A 15490-nucleotide genomic window follows, 5' to 3' on the forward strand; every position below is an offset into this window, starting at 1 on the left:
AGAGTGACAAGTGTGTCGGGATTCGAATGGACTCGCTGATAACGGCTGCGGCGCGCGCGCTCGCGGCGGGTGATCCCCTCGGCGCACTGAAACGGGTGGCCCTGCGCGACGATGCGCCGGCGCTGGCGCTGCGCGGCATCGCGATGGCCCGGCTCGGCGATTTCGTCCGCGCCAAGGAGCTGTTGCGGCGCGCAGGACGCGCCTTCGGCCCGCGCGAAGCGGTCGCGCGGGCGCGCTGCGTGGTGGCGGAGGCCGAGATCGCGCTGGTGTCGCGCGACCTTTCCTTTCCCGGCAAGAGCCTCGCCGCGGCGCGCGCAACGCTCGCAGCACGAGGCGATGCACTCAATGCCGCCCATGCCGGCTATCTCGAAATCCGCCGCCTGCTGCTGATCGGGAGCCTCGATGCGGCCGAGCGCATGCTTGATGGCCTCGACCCAGCACCGTTTCCGCCGGCGCTGCGGGTCGGCCATGAACTGGTCGTCGCCGGAATCGCGATGCGGCGGTTGCGGACCAAGCCGGCACGCGAAGCGCTGGCCCGCGCGAGGGAAGCCGCGCGCCGCGCCGGCATCGCCGAGCTCGCGGCCGAGGTCGAGAGCACCGCGCGCATGCTCGCCACACCCGCGGCGCGCCTGATTGCGCGCGGCAGCGAGCAGCCGCTGCTGCTCGAGGAGGTCGAAGCGCTGATGGCGTCGAAGGCGCTCGTCGTCGATGCCTGCCGCTATGTCGTGCGCGATATCGGCACGACGGTCTCGCTGACCCGACGGCCGGTGCTGTTCGCGCTCGCCCGCGCGCTGGGCGAAGCGTGGCCGCAGGACGTGTCCCGCGGCACGCTGATCGCGCGGGCGTTTCGCGGCAAGCACGCCGATGAATCACACCGGGCGCGGCTGCGGGTCGAGATCGGACGGCTGCGCCGGGCGCTGCGGCCGCTGGCCGATCTCAGCGCGACACCGGACGGCTTTGTGCTCCAGCCGCATGGCCGGCGCGAGGTGACCGTGCTGGCGCTGCCGGTCGAGGAGGAGCATGCCGCGGTGCTGGCTTTTCTCGCCGACGGCGAGGCCTGGTCGAGCTCGGCGCTGTCGGTCGCACTGGGGGCGAGCCAGCGCACCGTGCAGCGCGCGCTCGACGCGCTGGCCGCCACCGGTAAGGTGCAGTCGGTCGGCCGTGCCCGCGCCCGGCGCTGGATGACGCCGCCGGTGCCTGGATTCACGACGACGTTGTTACTCCCTGCCCCGCTGCCGAACGGCTAGCATCAGGACACAATTGGAAGCGTTTTCGAGCGAAGCGGATACCGGTTCGCGTGAAGAAAACGCGTCAAAACAGGATTCTGGAGCCTCGATTCTGATTCAATCAGAATTGAAGCTCCAGGCGACGGGAGCGCACATGAAAAAGGCCACGGCCGAGATCATCCGGGAATACGGCCCCTTCGACGGCGTCGAGAACGTCGGCGGCGTCAGCTTCGACGGCGAGCAGGTCTGGTTCGCGGCCGGCGATCGCCTGGTCGCCTTCGATCCCGACAGCGGCAACACCACCCGCACCCTCGATATCGCGGCTCATGCCGGCACCGCCTTCGACGGCAAGCACCTCTATCAGATCGCCGAGGACCGCATTCTGAAGATCGAGCCGAACAGCGGGCGCGTGATATCCACCATCCCCTCACCCGGCGGCGGCCGCGACTCGGGCCTCGCCTGGGCGGAGGGCTCGCTGTGGGTCGGCCAGTATCGCGACCGCACCATCGTTCAGATCGATCCGGAAACCGGCAAGGTTCTGCGCACCATCGAAAGCAACCGGTTCGTCACCGGCGTCTCCTGGGTCGATGGCGAACTCTGGCACGGCACCTGGGAAGGCGATGAAAGCGACGTGCGGCGGATCGACCCGCAGACCGGCGAAATCATGGAAAAGCTGGAGATGCCGCAGGGCGTGTTCGTCTCTGGCCTCGAGTCCGACGGCGCCGACCGCTTCTTCTGCGGCAGCGGTTCCGCCAACAACAAGGTGCGTGCCATCCGGCGACCGAAGCGCAGCCGCGCGTGAAGTGGATCGCTTCACGCGCGCACCGGCCTCATGCCGGCGCCGGCACCGCGGTGGGCCGCGCCGCCGGCATCGGGCGGAACGTCATCATGATCAGGAACGCGCCGATGCCGACCGCCCAGGAGCCGACATAGAGCCACGTGTAGCTCGCGAAGGTGTCGTAGATCAGCCCACCGGCGAGCGGTCCGGTCGCCATGCCGAGGCTGCCGGCCATCGCGGTGCCGCCGATCACCGTACCCATCATCCGCAGCGGAAAATTCTCGCGGATCAGCACGGAATACAGCGGCATGGTGCCGGCATAGATGAAGCCGAAGATCGCCGCGACCGCGTAGAATGCGGCGAGCTCGCGCACGAAGACGTAGCCGAGCGCGCCGAACGCCTGCGCCAGCAATCCGAGCACCAGCACGCGCTTGGCGCCGAAGCGGTCGCCGAGCAGGCCGAAGGCGATGCGGCCGCCCATCCCGGCGAGCCCTTCGACGCTGTAGATCGTCACCGCAGCAACCATCGGAATGCCGCAGGTGACCGCGTAACTCACGGTATGGATGATCGGGCCCGAATGGGTGGCGCAGCAGAAGAAATTGGTCGCGATCAGGATGATGAATTGCGGCGAGCGCAGCGCCTGCGCCAGCGACATCGGCGGTTCGCCGTTTTCGGAGATCGCTTCAGCGTGGTCGCCCTGCAGCGCCGGCGGGCGGCGCACCAGGAACGAGACCGGGATCATGATCGCGCCGACCACGCCCGAGACGATCAGCATCGCGGTGCGCCAGTCGTGGTGGGAGATCAGCCAGGCCGCAAGCGGCGACATCGTCATCGGCGCCATGCCCATGCCGGCCGACACCAGCGAAACGGCGAGGCTTCGATGGGTGTCGAACCAGCCGGTGACGCAGGCCATCATCGGCGCGAAGATCGCCGCCGTTGCCGCGCCGACCACCGCGCCGAACACGAACTGAAAGGCCAGCAGCGATGTTGTCTGGCTGGCCAGCGCGAGGCTTGCCGCCAGCACGACCGATCCGGTCAGCACCACCGGAAGCGGCCCGAAGCGGTCGGACAGCGTGCCCCAGATCATGCTGGTGAAGGCCATCGCGAGAAAGCCGATCGTCATCGCGCTGGAAATGCCGGTCACCGACCAGCCGGTCTCGCGCGCCATGGGCTGGAGGAACACCGGCAGCGAGAACATGCCGCCGATCGCGACACAGCCGAGCAGGCCGCCGGCCGCGACGATCACCCAGCGATAGGTCGAATTGCTCATTCCGGAACTCCCGTTCAGCTCATTCTGGCTGGAAGACGAGCGGGAGGACGCGAAACCGACAGCTGACGAGCGCGCCAGCTCACTTTTTTGCGAGCATCGCGGGCTCGAGCGCCGCTACCGAAATATTCCTCCTGGTCAGCGGCCAGCGGGACTGCACCCCGGCTCCGGCGCGATCTCGCCGAGTGCTCGCACCTGCACGAGTTCCGAACCCTGCGTCCTGGCAATGAACATGTTCATCGCCGCGTGATGATCCTGACCGAGCGCGACAGGGCCGGTCGGCGACGGAATGGCGAGGCCCGCCATCGCGTCGATGATCGCCTCCTTGTCGAGCTTGCCGGCCCTCTCGGCCGCCGCCTTGAGTGCGATCAGCGTGTTGTAATGCGTCATCACATAGTTCGACATCGCGACACCCGGCTCTGCGGCGGCGCGCGCCTTCGCCACGAACGCCTTGACGGCCGGATCCTCGCTCGCCGCGACCGCCGGCACCACTGTGACCATGTTCTGGCCCTTGCCGCGGAAGATGCCGAGGTCGACCTCGGACAGTCCGAGGAATGCCACGGTGATGTCCTTTAGCAATCCGGCCTCGTCGGCCTGCCGGATGAAATCCATCCCGTCGCCCTTCAGCGCGAACAACAGCACCTTGGCCTTGCTCGCCGCGACCTCCTTGATCAGCGGTGAAAAGTCGGTCTCCGTCCCCAGCGTGTATTTGGTCGCGACCACCTTGCCGCCGAGCTTCTCGATCAAGGGCTGCGCGATGTCGAACATCTGGTGCGGCCAGACCCGGTCGGCGCCGAGCAGGAAGTACGTGTTGCCGAAGGCTTGCGTCATGTAGGGCAGCAGCTGGCCGAGCTCCTGGTTCGGCACCGCGCCGAACGAAAACAGATAGCGGCTGCATTTGCCGCCCTCGTAATTGGTGGCATAGAGCAGCGGCGTCTTCGAGCTCTCGGCAAGCGGCACCAGCGCATTCAGGTTGCGCGAGGTGATCGGACCGACCACCGCCAGCACGCCGTCCTTGTCGACCAGCGAACGCATGGCGTCAGTGGCCGCCTCCGGCCGCGTCTTGTCGTCGGCATAGATGATTTCGACCGGCCGGCCGAGAATGCCGCCGGCCGCGTTGATGTCCTTGGCGGCGAGATCGAGCCCCAGCCGCGCCTGCTGGCCGTAGAGCTCGACACCGCCGGAAAATGGCAGCACCGCGCCGACGCGGATCGGTTCGCCGGATTCCGCGGCGCGCGAAGGCTGAAGCAGCGCACCGCAGAGCAGAAGCGCGAGCGTCGTGCAGATGATCGAGCGTGATGCCATATGCGTCGTCCCTTCAAGCTTGATACAACCATGCTTGATCGAGGTTATCGGCGTGGCACTGAAGAATTCGTCAAGCGCCCCCCATTTGCGTCACATTCGAGGCTATGCTCACTCCGCGCGTCGAGACATTTCCGCGCGCCTTCTTCCCCAAAATTTCTGGCCTATCCGGCAACCCGCATCCGCGGAGTGCCGGCCCACGCCTTGTCATGATCGATGAAAGGACACCCTTTGCAAAACCGCTTCGTCCTGATCTCCGGCTGCTCCGGCGCCGGAAAATCGACGCTGCTGGCCGATCTGCGTGCGCGCGGCTATCCGGTCGTCGAGGAGCCCGGCCGCCGTATCATCGCCCATGAGCTCGCGTCCGGCGGCAAGGCGCTGCCGTGGGTCGATGCGGCAGCATTCCTGCATCGCGCCATTGACGTCGCACTGAAAGATATGGAGATGGCCAAAGCCCATTCCGGATGGGTGTTCTTCGATCGCGGCCTCGTCGACGCGGCGTCGGCGCTCCAGGCGTTGACAGGCGAGCCGGTGCTGCACCCGAATTGCTCCATCCATCGCTACCACGGTCGTGTGTTCATGACGCCGCCATGGCCTGAGATTTACGTTACCGATTCGGAGCGGCGGCACGGCTTCGAAGCAGCCACGGCGGAGCATCGGCGGCTGATGGAGACGCTTCCGACGCTCGGCTACGACGTCATCAGCCTGCCGAAGCTATCGCCATCCGCGCGGGCCGATTTCGTGCTGGCGACGCTCGGCGGCGGCGTCCTACCTAAGGCCTGATCAGGCCGTCATTCCGCGGCCTCACGCTGCGGAACGCCCTGCTCGACATCGAGCTGCAAGATGTCGTTGAAGCGATTGAACGCGCCGCACAGCGCGATCCGCCATGTCAGCTCGACGATCTGCGCTTCCGAGAAATGTTCGCGCAGCCGTGCGAATATCTCGTCGCGGGTCTTGTTCCAGTTGTTGGTTACGGCGATCGCATATTCGACCACGAGCTTGTCGAGCGCATCGAGCTCGGGATGATCCTGATAGTCGAGCAGCCGTTCGGCGCCCGCTTCCGAAACTCCCTGGATCGCGAGCTTCGGCGCATGGTGCGACACGCAATAATCGCACTTGTTGAGCAGCGACACCGTCACCAGCGCGAGCTCGAGATGCCGCTTCGAGACCACCGCCTCGTCGGCGAGATCGACCAGCAGCGACCACATGTGCTTGAAGATCGGCGGGCGCTGCGCCATGACGCCGGCCTGGTTCTCGAACGCGCCATAGGTGGTCATCTTGTCCCACAGCGGCTTGAGCTCGCTCGGCAGGTCGTTCCTGGTCTTGATTGACACGCGTGACATGGATTGCCTCGGATCGGAAATTGAACCAATGCAGCCTGCCCCGCTTCGCCTGATACCGCAAGCCGCAGGGCGGCATGGCAGGCGTCACGCTGGCCGCAATCCGCGGCGCGGTCCGGCAAGCGGAGCGACTGTCGGTTCAGAACGACGTCCCGCCTCCGAACCGGAACTCCTGCACGATGTCGTACTTGCCCTTCGTGATCGGCACGGCGTAATCGAACCGCAGCGGGCCGAACGGCGAGGCCCAGATCAGGCCGACACCGACCGAGGTTCGCACCACGTTCCCATCGTCGTATTGAAGGCCGCATTTGCAAGCAGCCGTATTCACCTCGCCGGTTGCGGCCCACGACGTCGGGCCTTGATAACCCCAGAGCGAGCCGGCGTCCGCATAGACGGCCCCCTTCAGCCCAACCTCGGAGGGCAGGAACCAGAACGGCATCTGCAGCTCCATCGACGCGCCCCAATATTTGGTGCCGCCGAGCGCGTCTCCGACTGCGCCAAGGCTCGCATAGGTGATGTCGCGCGGGCCGATGCCGTTGGTGGCAAAGCCGCGCACCAGGTTCGGCCCCATCTGGAAATGGTCCAGCATGCGCAGATCATTGTCGCCGACCTTGGTGAGCAGGCCGCCCTGCAGGTGGATCAGTCCGATCAGGTCGGACACCAGCGGCGTGTAGTATTTCGCGTCGACCGCGCTCTTCAGATATGTCACGTCGCCGCCGACGCCGGCAAAGTCCTGCTTGAAGTCGATCAGCAGGCCGTCGGTCGGGTTCTTGTTGTTGTCGAGGGTGTTGTAGCTCAGGGTGTAGCCGATCTGCGAGGTCCAGGTCGCCCCTGCGGCCAGCTCCTTGCGCACCGGCAAGGTGGATTCTCCGTCGCCATAGCAGCCATACCCATAGAGCCCTGACGAGACCGAGTTCGTGGGATCGACGCCGCCAAGCACACTCTGGATGTAGGCAGGCGTCGGATTGAACGCGAGCGACGGGTTGGACGGATTGTTGTTGCAGTTCGCGTAGGCGCTATCGAGCGAGATTTCCTGCTGATAGAGCGAGTATCGCAACTGGAGGGTCAGGTCTTCGCGCAAGGCCAGGCCGAGCCGCGGCGAGAACCCGATCGTCTTCACGCCATAGGTCGTGTAGTCCGTCGGCAATTGCTCCTTGTAATACGCATCGAGCCCGAGCGCGACGCGATAGTCGAGCAAATACGGTTCGACAAAGGACAACGACAGGCCGCGCGAGTACTGGCCGTAGCTGACCGTTGCCTTGGCAAACAGGCCACGGCCGAGCAGATTTCGCTCCGAGATGCTGACCTCGGCGAGCGCGCCGTCCGTCGTGGAATAACCGCCAGACACGGAGAAGTCGCCGGTCGACTTTTCCTCCAGGTTGACGATCAGAACGACGCGATCGCTCGTCGAGCCGGGCTCGGTGGTGATCTTGACCGTCTTGAAATAGTCGAGATTCTTCAGCCGCCGCTCGGCGCGATCGACCAGCGCACGGTTATATGCATCGTCCGCGGAGAGATCGAACTCGCGCCGGATCACGTAGTCTCGGGTGCGGCCGTTGCCGCGAATGTCGATCCGCTCGATATAGGTGCGCGGCCCCTCCTCCACGCGAAACATGATCCCCACCGTGTGGGCCTCGAAATTCCGGGCGCCGTCCGGACGAACCACCGCGAAGGCGTAACCGCGGCGCGACGCCTCGATCTGCATGTCCTCGACCGATTTCTCGACCGCCTCGACATTGTAGAGCGAGCCTTCGCCGACGCGCGACAATGAACGCAGCGTCGTCGGATCGAAGCCCGCAATGTTCGAACGGAAACCGACCGTCGCAACGCGGTACTGCTGCCCCTCATCGATCTTGAACGTCACCTGAAAGCCCTTGCGCGCCGGATCATACTCGGCGAGCGCTGCCACGACCTGGACGTCCGCGTAGCCGTGCTTCAGATAGAAGCGGCGGATCAGGTCACGATCGGCCTCGACCCGATCCGGGTCATAGATGTCGGCGTTGCCGAGAAAGCTCAGGAAGTTCGTCTCATGGGTCTTGATCACGTCCTTCAGGCGCACCGCCGAAAAACTGTTGTTGCCCATGAACTCGATGGTCTTAATGCCGGTCTTCGCTCCCTCATCGACGGTGAAGACGAGATCGACGCGGTTGTTCGAGCGTTCGATGATCTCCGGCGTGACGTGCACGTCGTAGCGGCCTGAGCGCCGATAAATCTCGGCGATCCGCAGTGCATCCGACTGCACCATCGACCGCGACAGGGTGCCCCGCGGCTTGGACTGCATTTCGGCCGAGAGCTGCTCGTCCTTGATCTTTTTGTTGCCCTCGAACACGACGCGGTCGATCACCGGATTCTCGATCACGGAAACGACGATCCTGCCGCCCGCCTGATTGATCTTGACGTCCAGGAACAACCCCGTCCCGACCAGCTCCTTGAGCCCGTCGTCGATGGCAGCCTGATCGAGATGGCCGCCAGGTCCGGACCTGAAATAGGAGCGGATGGTCTCCGCCTCTACTCTCCGGTTGCCTTCCACCGTGATCGCGTCAACCGATTGGGCCGCCGCCGGAGTCAACAATGGCCATATCACGGGCGTCCCCGGGATCGAAAACCCCGACAGCACGATCGCCGCGACAAAGCCCCGCCACGTCTTCATTCCACACCTCGCGAACAACAAGCTCGTTGTGACGGGATGGTGATGGCTGCGGTGTGGCTGCCGGATTGCGGGATTATTTCCAGTGGTTTGGGACTGTGAGCGCGATGCGACGCGGCCAGCATCGCGGATTGCTTTGGGCTGCGAGCGACGCTTACAGTTCAGAAACATTATGCTTACGAAAAGGCGCAATGCCGCCCACAAGCGACGCGTATGCTGGTCAATTGGTGGCTGAGCGCGCTGGAACGCGCGCCAATGACGTTATGATGAGGACCCAGTCGCGGATCATGCTTGCACACACTCCGAAGATCCTGATCGTCGAGGACGATCTGCCGACCAGAGACTTGATCGCCCGCTACCTGCGCGACCAATCCTGCCTGGTGGCCACGGCCTCGAACGGCAGGGAAATGGATCGTTACCTTGCCGGGCATTCGCTCGATCTCGTCGTCCTCGATCTGATGCTGCCCGGAGAGGATGGACTGACCCTGTGTCGCCGCCTGCGCGGCGACTCGACGATCCCGATCATCATGCTCACGGCAAAGGGCGAAGACCTCGACCGGATCCTCGGGCTCGAGATGGGCGCGGATGATTATCTCGCCAAACCGTTCAATCCGCGCGAGCTGCTGGCGCGGATCAACGCGGTGCTGCGCCGCCAGGCCCAGGCCGGCCTTGCCGGGCGCTCGGGCCAGAGCGCCGCCCGCCTGCGCTTCCAGGACTGGACCATCGATCTTCGCCTGCGCGAATTGCGCGATCCCGACGGCGCCCAGGTCCCGTTGACCAGCGCGGAGTTCGACCTGCTGCAGGTGTTCTGCGAGCGGCCCGGCCGGATCCTGACGCGGGATGGCCTCTTGACCATGACGCGCAGCCGGCCGGCCAGTCCGTTCGGGCGCAGCATCGACGTCTTGGTCAGCCGGCTTCGCCGCAAGCTCGATACGAGCGAAGGATCGTCGGTGATCCGGACGGTGCGCACCGGCGGCTACATCTTCACGCCGCATGTGGAGGACGCATGAGCGGGACCCGCAGGATTGCCGCGCTTTTCAGCTTCCACCGGATCAGTGGCCAGATCGCCGCGCTGATCCTGCTTTCTCTGGTGCTCATCCATGCGCTGATCGGGCTTTATTTCGTCAGCCAGAAGCCGAGATCGTTCGCGGACAGGCCGATCCATCAGTTCCAGCTGGTTGCCAAGCTTCTGGCCGAGGCCCCTGCGGCCGATCGCGCAACGCTGTTGCGCGCGGCCGATCGAGCCTTTCCTCGCCTGCACCTCACATTGCGCGACGCAGGTCCGGGCTCGTCTGACGGTGCTTCGTCAGAGCCGCCCGGCGTCGACGATATCGACGAGTTTTCCTCGAAGACCGCGCCGGCGGCGGCTCGGTTGCCGGACGGAGTCCTGTTCGAAGCGACGATCGGCCCGACGAAAATGCCGCCGTTCTTCGGCGGATTCTGGGTCAGCACGTTCCTGTTCCTGTTCGTCAGCGTCACGCTGCTCGGCGTGTGGGCCGGCCGCGCGCTCAGCGCGCCGCTGTCCGCGTTCGCCCGCGCCGCCGAGAATTTCAGCATCAGCCAGGCGGACGCGCCGCTGCCGGAGACCGGCCCGGAGGAAATCCGCGCCGCAGCGGTCGCGCTCAATCGTATGCGCGAACGCATCACCACCTTGATGAATGACCGCACGCGCATGCTCGCCGCCATCAGTCACGACCTGCGCACACCGATCACCCGGCTGCGGCTCAGGTCCGAATATATCGAAAACGATGCCCAGCGTGCGGAGACCCTGCACGACCTCGACCAGATGCAGGCCATGCTGGAATCCGTGCTGTCATTCCTGAGCGGCGGCAGCGCGGCGAAGCCGACGCTTGTGAACGTCGCTGCGCTGCTGCAGACGATCTGCGAGCAATTCTCCGATTGCGGTCATGTCGTGCGCTACGAGGGCCCGACCAGGGCTTCGCTCCTGATCCGCCCGAGCGAGATCAGCCGCACCGTGACCAACCTGGTGGAGAACGCCCTGAGGTTCGGCAGCGAAGTCGATATCCGGCTGACCGCGTCAACCGATAGGGTCACTATCGATGTCTCGGACGACGGTCCGGGGATTCCAGAGCACCGCCGGGCCGAAATGCTGAAGCCGTTCGTCCGCGGCGACGAGGCCCGCACCATGGACGAGAAAAGCGGCTTCGGACTTGGTCTTTCGATCGCTCAGGCCATGGTGTGCGGGCATGGCGGCGAGCTGTCGCTGCACGACAACACGCAGCACGGCCTTCTTGTCCGCATCAAATTGCCGGGGCCCGTGCACCTCGGATCGGATCGAAGCGGGACGAGCGCGTCGCGACCCGTACTTCCTGAGCTCGTGTCCGGTTAAAGCAAGATTCAGAATCGCTTGCCCCTGCCACCCGGCCGCTTTTGATCAGACCCGGACTGCCGGCGTGACGCGGCAATCGCCGTTCTCCTCCGCGTCATCCCTGAAGCGGCGCGGAGTTGTCGGTCGCGCCGTGGCGAAAATGCGGAAGGGCGCGGCGCGGATACAGCGCGTTACAATCTGGCCCGCAGGATCAGCCCTTCTTCGGATCGGTGCGCGTGTTGCGCAGCAGATTGTCGCGCAGCCTCGCGACGGTCTTCTGCACGACGGGAAATTCGTCTCCGAGCCCGGTGGCTTCGACCAGGGACACATTGATGTCCTTGTCGAGCAGGCGCCGGCCCGCCGCCGTCAGGCTCACCCGAACCTGCCGCTCATCGGCGGGATCTCTGACGCGGCTGATATAGCCGCTCTGCTCGAGCTTCTTGAGGATCGGCGTCAGCGTGTTGGATTCCAGAAACAGCTTCTCGCCGAGCGCGCTGACGGTCTGCTCGTCCTCTTCCGACAGCGCCACCATGGCGATGTATTGGGTGTAGGTCAGGCCGACCGCATCCAGGATCGGCTTGTAGGCGCGGCCGAAGGCCAGATTGGCCGAATAGACCGCAAAGCACAGAAAATTCGAGAGTTTTCGGCCCTTGGTCTCGGCCTTGGAGGTGCGGGTCACGGACGTCTCCGGAGTTTGTGATGTCGCAGTCCATATAAATCGCATCCGATTAAATCGGAAGTGCTTGACACGATCAAGCCTGAAGCCTATTTCGACGCGCACACGATTAGATCGGATACGATCTATATTCACCAAAGGAGCTCGCCATGACCACCAATGCAAAGGTTCTCGTCACCGGAAAGACCCACGTCACCGCCGGCCCGAACGGCGCCGCCCGCTCGCGCGACGGCTTCCTCGACGTCAAGCTGCCGCAGCCGCACCCCGCCGCGGAAAACCTGTTCGCGGCCGCCTGGTCGGCCTGCTACATCGGCGCGATCCAGCTCGCCGCCGGTCAGCGCAAGGTCAAGCTCGCGAGCGAGCCCGAAGTCGACGCCGAGATCGATCTGAACCAGGCCGGCAGCGCCTTCTTCCTGAGCGCCCGCCTCAACGTCCACGTCCCCGGCGTCGAGCGCGAGGTCGCGCAGGAGCTGATCGAAGCCGCGCACGGCATCTGCCCCTACTCCAAGGCGGTCCACGGCAACATCGATGTCACGACCACCCTCGTCTGAAACGAGCACATGACGATCTCCGACGCGGGCCGGCCGCTTGCCGGCTCGCGGTCGGGCAAGTCCAGAAGACTGGAGTTCAAGATGACCAGCAAGCTGATGAAGGCAACGCGCCTGCTCGCAAGGACGGCCTTGTTCACCGCAAGCCTCCTGACCATACCGAGCGCACAGGCGCAGCAACCGACTGGTTTCACGCGAACCGACCTGCAGCGCCACGACCTCAGCGTCGGCGGGCATGAAGCCGTGCAGGTGCGGGTCGACATCGCGCCGGGCAAGGCCTTCGGCCGCCACACGCATCCGGGCGAAGAAATCATCTACGTGCTCGCCGGCACCCTCGAATACGACGTCGACGGCAGGCCGCCGGCGAGGCTGAAGGCCGGCGACGTGCTGTTCATTCCCGCCGGCACGGTCCATGCGGCGAGGAATGTCGGCGACGTCACCGCCAGCGAGCTTGCGACTTACATCGTCGAGAAGGACAAGCCGCTGCTGACCCTCGTGAAGTGACCGGTACCGCCTACCCGCCCCGGCGCCTGGGCAGGCACGGCGACATCGTGTTCACTTCGTGCCGTGAGCCTCGGCCTGCCGCACCGGCCGCGCATTGAAGATCAGGAAGCTGAGCGCGGCCATGACCCACACCCCGATGCCGCCATAGAGCATCACCCAGCCGAAGCCGCTCGCGAGTGCCTGATGCACGACCGGGCCGGTCAGCTCCGGCGCGGCTGCGACGTCGCCGGCCGCGATCCGCTCGCCGATCGCGCGAAGTTGCGCGCCGTCCAGCGCCGGTAGCACCGCCTTCAGATGCGCCAGCACGCCGCTTGCCAGGATGAAGCCCATCAGCGCGATGTTGACCGAAAGCGAAACCATCCGCGCGCTCATGTCGATGCCCGAGGCCATGCCGGCGCGGTCGTTCGAGACCGAGCCGGTCGTCGTGTTGGTGACCGGCGTGTTGGTGATGCCGAGGCCAATTCCGGCGAGCAGGCAGCCGGGCAGCATCGTCAGCCAGTCCGGCTGCGCGGCGGCGCTGGCGAATTTCATCAGCATGAATCCGGCGCCGATCGTGAACAGCCCCACCGGAATGATCAGTCCGGGCTGATAGCGCAGCGACAGTCGTTCGGCGAACGGCGGCATCACCAGCGTCGGCAGCGTGTAGGCAAGCAAGGCAAGTCCCGCGGACACGCTGTCATAGCCGAGGCCTGCATGAAACCAGATCGGCAGATAGATCATGAAAGGCCAGTAGCTGAGGTTCATCGCCGCCGAGCCGACGATCGAACCGGAGAAAGCCGGGATCCGAAAGACAGAGAAGTCGAACATCGGCCGCCGGCTGATTCTCTCGGCAACCAGGAACGCGGCGAAGCTCGCCGCGGAGACGCCGAGGATCACAAGCCCCTTCAAGCTGACGAAGCCGAGATCCGGCCCCTGCGTGATGTAGAAGGCGAGGCAGAACACCGCGACCGACATCGTCACGATACCGGCGACGTCGAGGCTGCTGGCCTTTGGGTCCCTCGATTCATGCACACCGCCGATCGTGAGCACGAACGCCGCGGCCGCGAACAGCACGTGGACGAGGAACACCCACTCCCAGCTCAGCACCGCGACGACGGCGCCGCTGATGATCGGGCCGAAGCCGAGGCCGATGCCGAAGATGACGCCCCACCAGCCCCAGGCGACGGCGCGCACCCGGCCGCCCTGGAATTCGTGCGAGAGCACGGCGATCTGGCAGATCAAGAGCGCGCCGCCGCTGAGGCCCTGCAGGAACCGGGCGACAATCAGCGTTTCGACGCTCGAGGCGACGCCGCAGATCAGCGAGGTGATGCCGAATGCCGCGATCGCGACCAGGAAGATGCGCTTGCGGCCGTAGCGGTCCGCCACCGTCCCGATCGCCATCAGCACCGTGGTGACCGCGATCGTGTAGGCGTTCATGATCCATTGCAGCGCCTTGAAGTCGGCATGCAGCACCCGCTCCAGCGTCGGCAGGATCGCGGGGATGCTGGAAATCTCCAATCCGAACATCAGGCAGGCAAGGCATACGGCAGACAGCACGACAGCGCCGCGGCGGCTCAGTTCAGTAGACATGATCAGGCCTTTTGTTGTGGCAAGCCAACGGAGTACCGCACGCTGTTGCCAGGGTGCTGGCAGCAGCGTCGGTCGATCGACTCACGATGTATTGAGGCAGCAGCGGCAGGAATCGGGTGGCCACGGCGCTTCACAACGCAAAGCTAGTCATGGCTTGAGCAGTGGTGAATTGGATGACTAGATATTTCAGAGACAACAAATCCGGATGACTGACATGACCACGCTCGACGTCGACGCCGTGAGGACATTCGTGACCATCGCCGATCTCAAGAGCTTTACGCGCGCCGCTGAAACGCTCGGCACCACGCAGGGCGCGATCAGCGTCAAGTTGAAGCGGCTGGAAAGCCAGCTCGGCCACAGGCTGATCGAACGGACACCGCGCCTGGTGCGCCTGTCGGCGCAGGGCGCAGCTTTCCTCGCCCCGGCGCAGGAATTGCTCGCCGCGCATGATCGCGCCGTCGCGGCGTTGTCGCCCGTGCGCCCGCGTCGCTTCTCGCTCGGCATTGCCACCCATGTCGGAGGCGCGGAGGTTCCGACCTTGCTGACGCGGCTGCATGCGCACGACCCGGCGCTCACCATCGAAGTAAGGCTCGAGGATTCCCGCGACCTGCTCGACGCCTTCGACCGCGGCGAGATCGATGCCACCATCATCCGCCGCGAGGACGACCGCCGCGACGGCGAGATGCTGGCGACGGACCACTATGGCTGGTTCGCCACGCCGGACTTCGTCCATCGCGCGGGCGAGCCGCTGCGGCTCGCCGCCTCCTCGCCGTCCTGCGGCGTGCTCAACATCGCGACGCGCGCGCTGGCGGCGGCGAACATCCCGTGGACGGAAAGCTTCCTGGGCTGTGGGTCCTTTGCTGTCGCCGATGCGGTCGCCGCAGGCCTCGCTACGTCGGTGTTCTCCCGCCGGCTCGCCCCGGCCGGGACGATCGAGGTCAGCCGGCGGCTCGGCCTGCCTGCCCTGCCGCCGTCCGAGATCATGCTGCTGTCGGCGCTGTCAGATGCAAAATCACGCGCGGTCCTGAAGACGATCGTTGGTGCCTTTCGCGAGCATCATCGGATGCCTGCGAATCGCGCGGCAGAGGACATCCATACCGTCACGGAAGTTGTCGGCTCCTGAACGGTCTGCGCGCCGGCCGGCTAGTGTGCTGAATGCGAAGTTCGTGCGATTTCGCGGCAGCCACTTTCACGAACTTCGCATTCACAAAGCACACTAGAATCATAAGTTTGCTAGTGTCCTTATCGAATCCGAAGTTCGCTCCGAAGGTGCGGCAAATGATGCGAACTTCGGATTCGGGACA

At 65.1% G+C, this 15490-nt stretch carries 14 protein-coding genes; 8 read left to right on the forward strand and 6 right to left on the reverse strand.

Going from position 1 to position 15490, the window contains the following annotated elements:
* The first annotated feature begins 26 nt into the window (after positions 1-26).
* On the forward strand, positions 27-1247 hold the full coding sequence (locus ACVIYL_RS35045) for a helix-turn-helix domain-containing protein (protein WP_456780692.1): 1221 nt from the start codon (positions 27-29) through the stop codon (positions 1245-1247).
* Positions 1248-1380: 133 nt separating this feature from the next.
* Entirely contained in the window at positions 1381-2028 is a 648-nt protein-coding gene (locus ACVIYL_RS35050; RefSeq protein WP_253608972.1) for a Vgb family protein, read from the forward strand.
* Between the two features lie 28 nt (positions 2029-2056).
* Here the strand turns inward: ACVIYL_RS35050 and ACVIYL_RS35055 are convergent, their stop codons facing one another.
* Complete coding sequence (locus ACVIYL_RS35055; protein WP_253608973.1) at positions 2057-3274, reverse strand: MFS transporter; 1218 nt, start codon at positions 3272-3274, stop codon at positions 2057-2059.
* A 135-nt stretch (positions 3275-3409) separates the two neighbouring features.
* Positions 3410-4576: an ABC transporter substrate-binding protein gene (locus ACVIYL_RS35060; protein WP_253608974.1), complete on the reverse strand. Its 1167-nt coding sequence runs from the start codon at positions 4574-4576 to the stop codon at positions 3410-3412.
* Between the two features lie 213 nt (positions 4577-4789).
* Between ACVIYL_RS35060 and ACVIYL_RS35065 the strand changes: the two genes are divergently transcribed.
* Entirely contained in the window at positions 4790-5356 is a 567-nt protein-coding gene (locus tag ACVIYL_RS35065; RefSeq protein ID WP_456780693.1) for an AAA family ATPase, read from the forward strand.
* An 8-nt stretch (positions 5357-5364) separates the two neighbouring features.
* On the opposite strand, the gene ACVIYL_RS35070 is transcribed toward ACVIYL_RS35065, so the two are convergent.
* Both ACVIYL_RS35070 and bamA read right to left on the reverse strand, forming a co-directional pair.
* A complete protein-coding gene (locus ACVIYL_RS35070; protein WP_057019813.1) occupies positions 5365-5916 on the reverse strand; it encodes a carboxymuconolactone decarboxylase family protein in 552 nt (183 codons plus the stop codon).
* 136 nt (positions 5917-6052) lie between these two features.
* The gene (gene bamA / locus ACVIYL_RS35075) at positions 6053-8563 is read right to left on the reverse strand and encodes an outer membrane protein assembly factor BamA (RefSeq protein WP_456780694.1); all 2511 of its coding nucleotides are present in this window, start codon (positions 8561-8563) and stop codon (positions 6053-6055) included.
* Positions 8564-8847: 284 nt separating this feature from the next.
* Here bamA and ACVIYL_RS35080 point away from each other — a divergent pair, with 284 nt between their 5' ends.
* Positions 8848-9570: a response regulator gene (locus ACVIYL_RS35080; protein WP_253608978.1), complete on the forward strand. Its 723-nt coding sequence runs from the start codon at positions 8848-8850 to the stop codon at positions 9568-9570.
* Positions 9567-10910 (forward strand): ATP-binding protein, encoded by a 1344-nt coding sequence (locus tag ACVIYL_RS35085; RefSeq protein ID WP_253608979.1) that lies wholly within the window; start codon positions 9567-9569, stop codon positions 10908-10910. The genes ACVIYL_RS35080 and ACVIYL_RS35085 overlap by 4 nt, the downstream gene beginning before the upstream one ends.
* A gap of 190 nt (positions 10911-11100) precedes the next feature.
* On the opposite strand, the gene ACVIYL_RS35090 is transcribed toward ACVIYL_RS35085, so the two are convergent.
* Entirely contained in the window at positions 11101-11568 is a 468-nt protein-coding gene (locus ACVIYL_RS35090) for a MarR family winged helix-turn-helix transcriptional regulator (protein WP_253608980.1), read from the reverse strand.
* 146 nt (positions 11569-11714) lie between these two features.
* Between ACVIYL_RS35090 and ACVIYL_RS35095 the strand changes: the two genes are divergently transcribed.
* A complete protein-coding gene (locus tag ACVIYL_RS35095) occupies positions 11715-12116 on the forward strand; it encodes an Ohr family peroxiredoxin (RefSeq protein ID WP_253608981.1) in 402 nt (133 codons plus the stop codon).
* Positions 12117-12212: 96 nt separating this feature from the next.
* The gene (locus ACVIYL_RS35100) at positions 12213-12617 is read left to right on the forward strand and encodes a cupin domain-containing protein (protein ID WP_253610029.1); all 405 of its coding nucleotides are present in this window, start codon (positions 12213-12215) and stop codon (positions 12615-12617) included.
* A gap of 51 nt (positions 12618-12668) precedes the next feature.
* On the opposite strand, the gene ACVIYL_RS35105 is transcribed toward ACVIYL_RS35100, so the two are convergent.
* A complete protein-coding gene (locus tag ACVIYL_RS35105) occupies positions 12669-14186 on the reverse strand; it encodes an MFS transporter (protein ID WP_456780695.1) in 1518 nt (505 codons plus the stop codon).
* Between the two features lie 214 nt (positions 14187-14400).
* Between ACVIYL_RS35105 and ACVIYL_RS35110 the strand changes: the two genes are divergently transcribed.
* Complete coding sequence (locus ACVIYL_RS35110; protein ID WP_456780696.1) at positions 14401-15309, forward strand: LysR family transcriptional regulator; 909 nt, start codon at positions 14401-14403, stop codon at positions 15307-15309.
* Positions 15310-15490: the final 181 nt, after the last annotated feature.

Source organism: Bradyrhizobium sp. USDA 3315, assembly GCF_054056795.1.

Bases quoted from the DNA above. Each gene is read 5' to 3' on its own strand.
- ACVIYL_RS35050 (WP_253608972.1), top strand. From the start codon at position 1,381: ATGAAAAAGGCCACGGCCGAGATCATCCGGGAATACGGCCCCTTCGAC.
- ACVIYL_RS35105 (WP_456780695.1), bottom strand. From the start codon at position 14,186: ATGTCTACTGAACTGAGCCGCCGCGGCGCTGTCGTGCTGTCTGCCGTA.
- ACVIYL_RS35070 (WP_057019813.1), bottom strand. From the start codon at position 5,916: ATGTCACGCGTGTCAATCAAGACCAGGAACGACCTGCCGAGCGAGCTC.
- ACVIYL_RS35085 (WP_253608979.1), top strand. From the start codon at position 9,567: ATGAGCGGGACCCGCAGGATTGCCGCGCTTTTCAGCTTCCACCGGATC.
- ACVIYL_RS35065 (WP_456780693.1), top strand. From the start codon at position 4,790: ATGAAAGGACACCCTTTGCAAAACCGCTTCGTCCTGATCTCCGGCTGC.
- ACVIYL_RS35060 (WP_253608974.1), bottom strand. From the start codon at position 4,576: ATGGCATCACGCTCGATCATCTGCACGACGCTCGCGCTTCTGCTCTGC.
- ACVIYL_RS35080 (WP_253608978.1), top strand. From the start codon at position 8,848: ATGCTTGCACACACTCCGAAGATCCTGATCGTCGAGGACGATCTGCCG.
- ACVIYL_RS35110 (WP_456780696.1), top strand. From the start codon at position 14,401: ATGACCACGCTCGACGTCGACGCCGTGAGGACATTCGTGACCATCGCC.
- bamA (WP_456780694.1), bottom strand. From the start codon at position 8,563: ATGAAGACGTGGCGGGGCTTTGTCGCGGCGATCGTGCTGTCGGGGTTT.
- ACVIYL_RS35100 (WP_253610029.1), top strand. From the start codon at position 12,213: ATGAAGGCAACGCGCCTGCTCGCAAGGACGGCCTTGTTCACCGCAAGC.
- ACVIYL_RS35055 (WP_253608973.1), bottom strand. From the start codon at position 3,274: ATGAGCAATTCGACCTATCGCTGGGTGATCGTCGCGGCCGGCGGCCTG.
- ACVIYL_RS35095 (WP_253608981.1), top strand. From the start codon at position 11,715: ATGACCACCAATGCAAAGGTTCTCGTCACCGGAAAGACCCACGTCACC.
- ACVIYL_RS35045 (WP_456780692.1), top strand. From the start codon at position 27: ATGGACTCGCTGATAACGGCTGCGGCGCGCGCGCTCGCGGCGGGTGAT.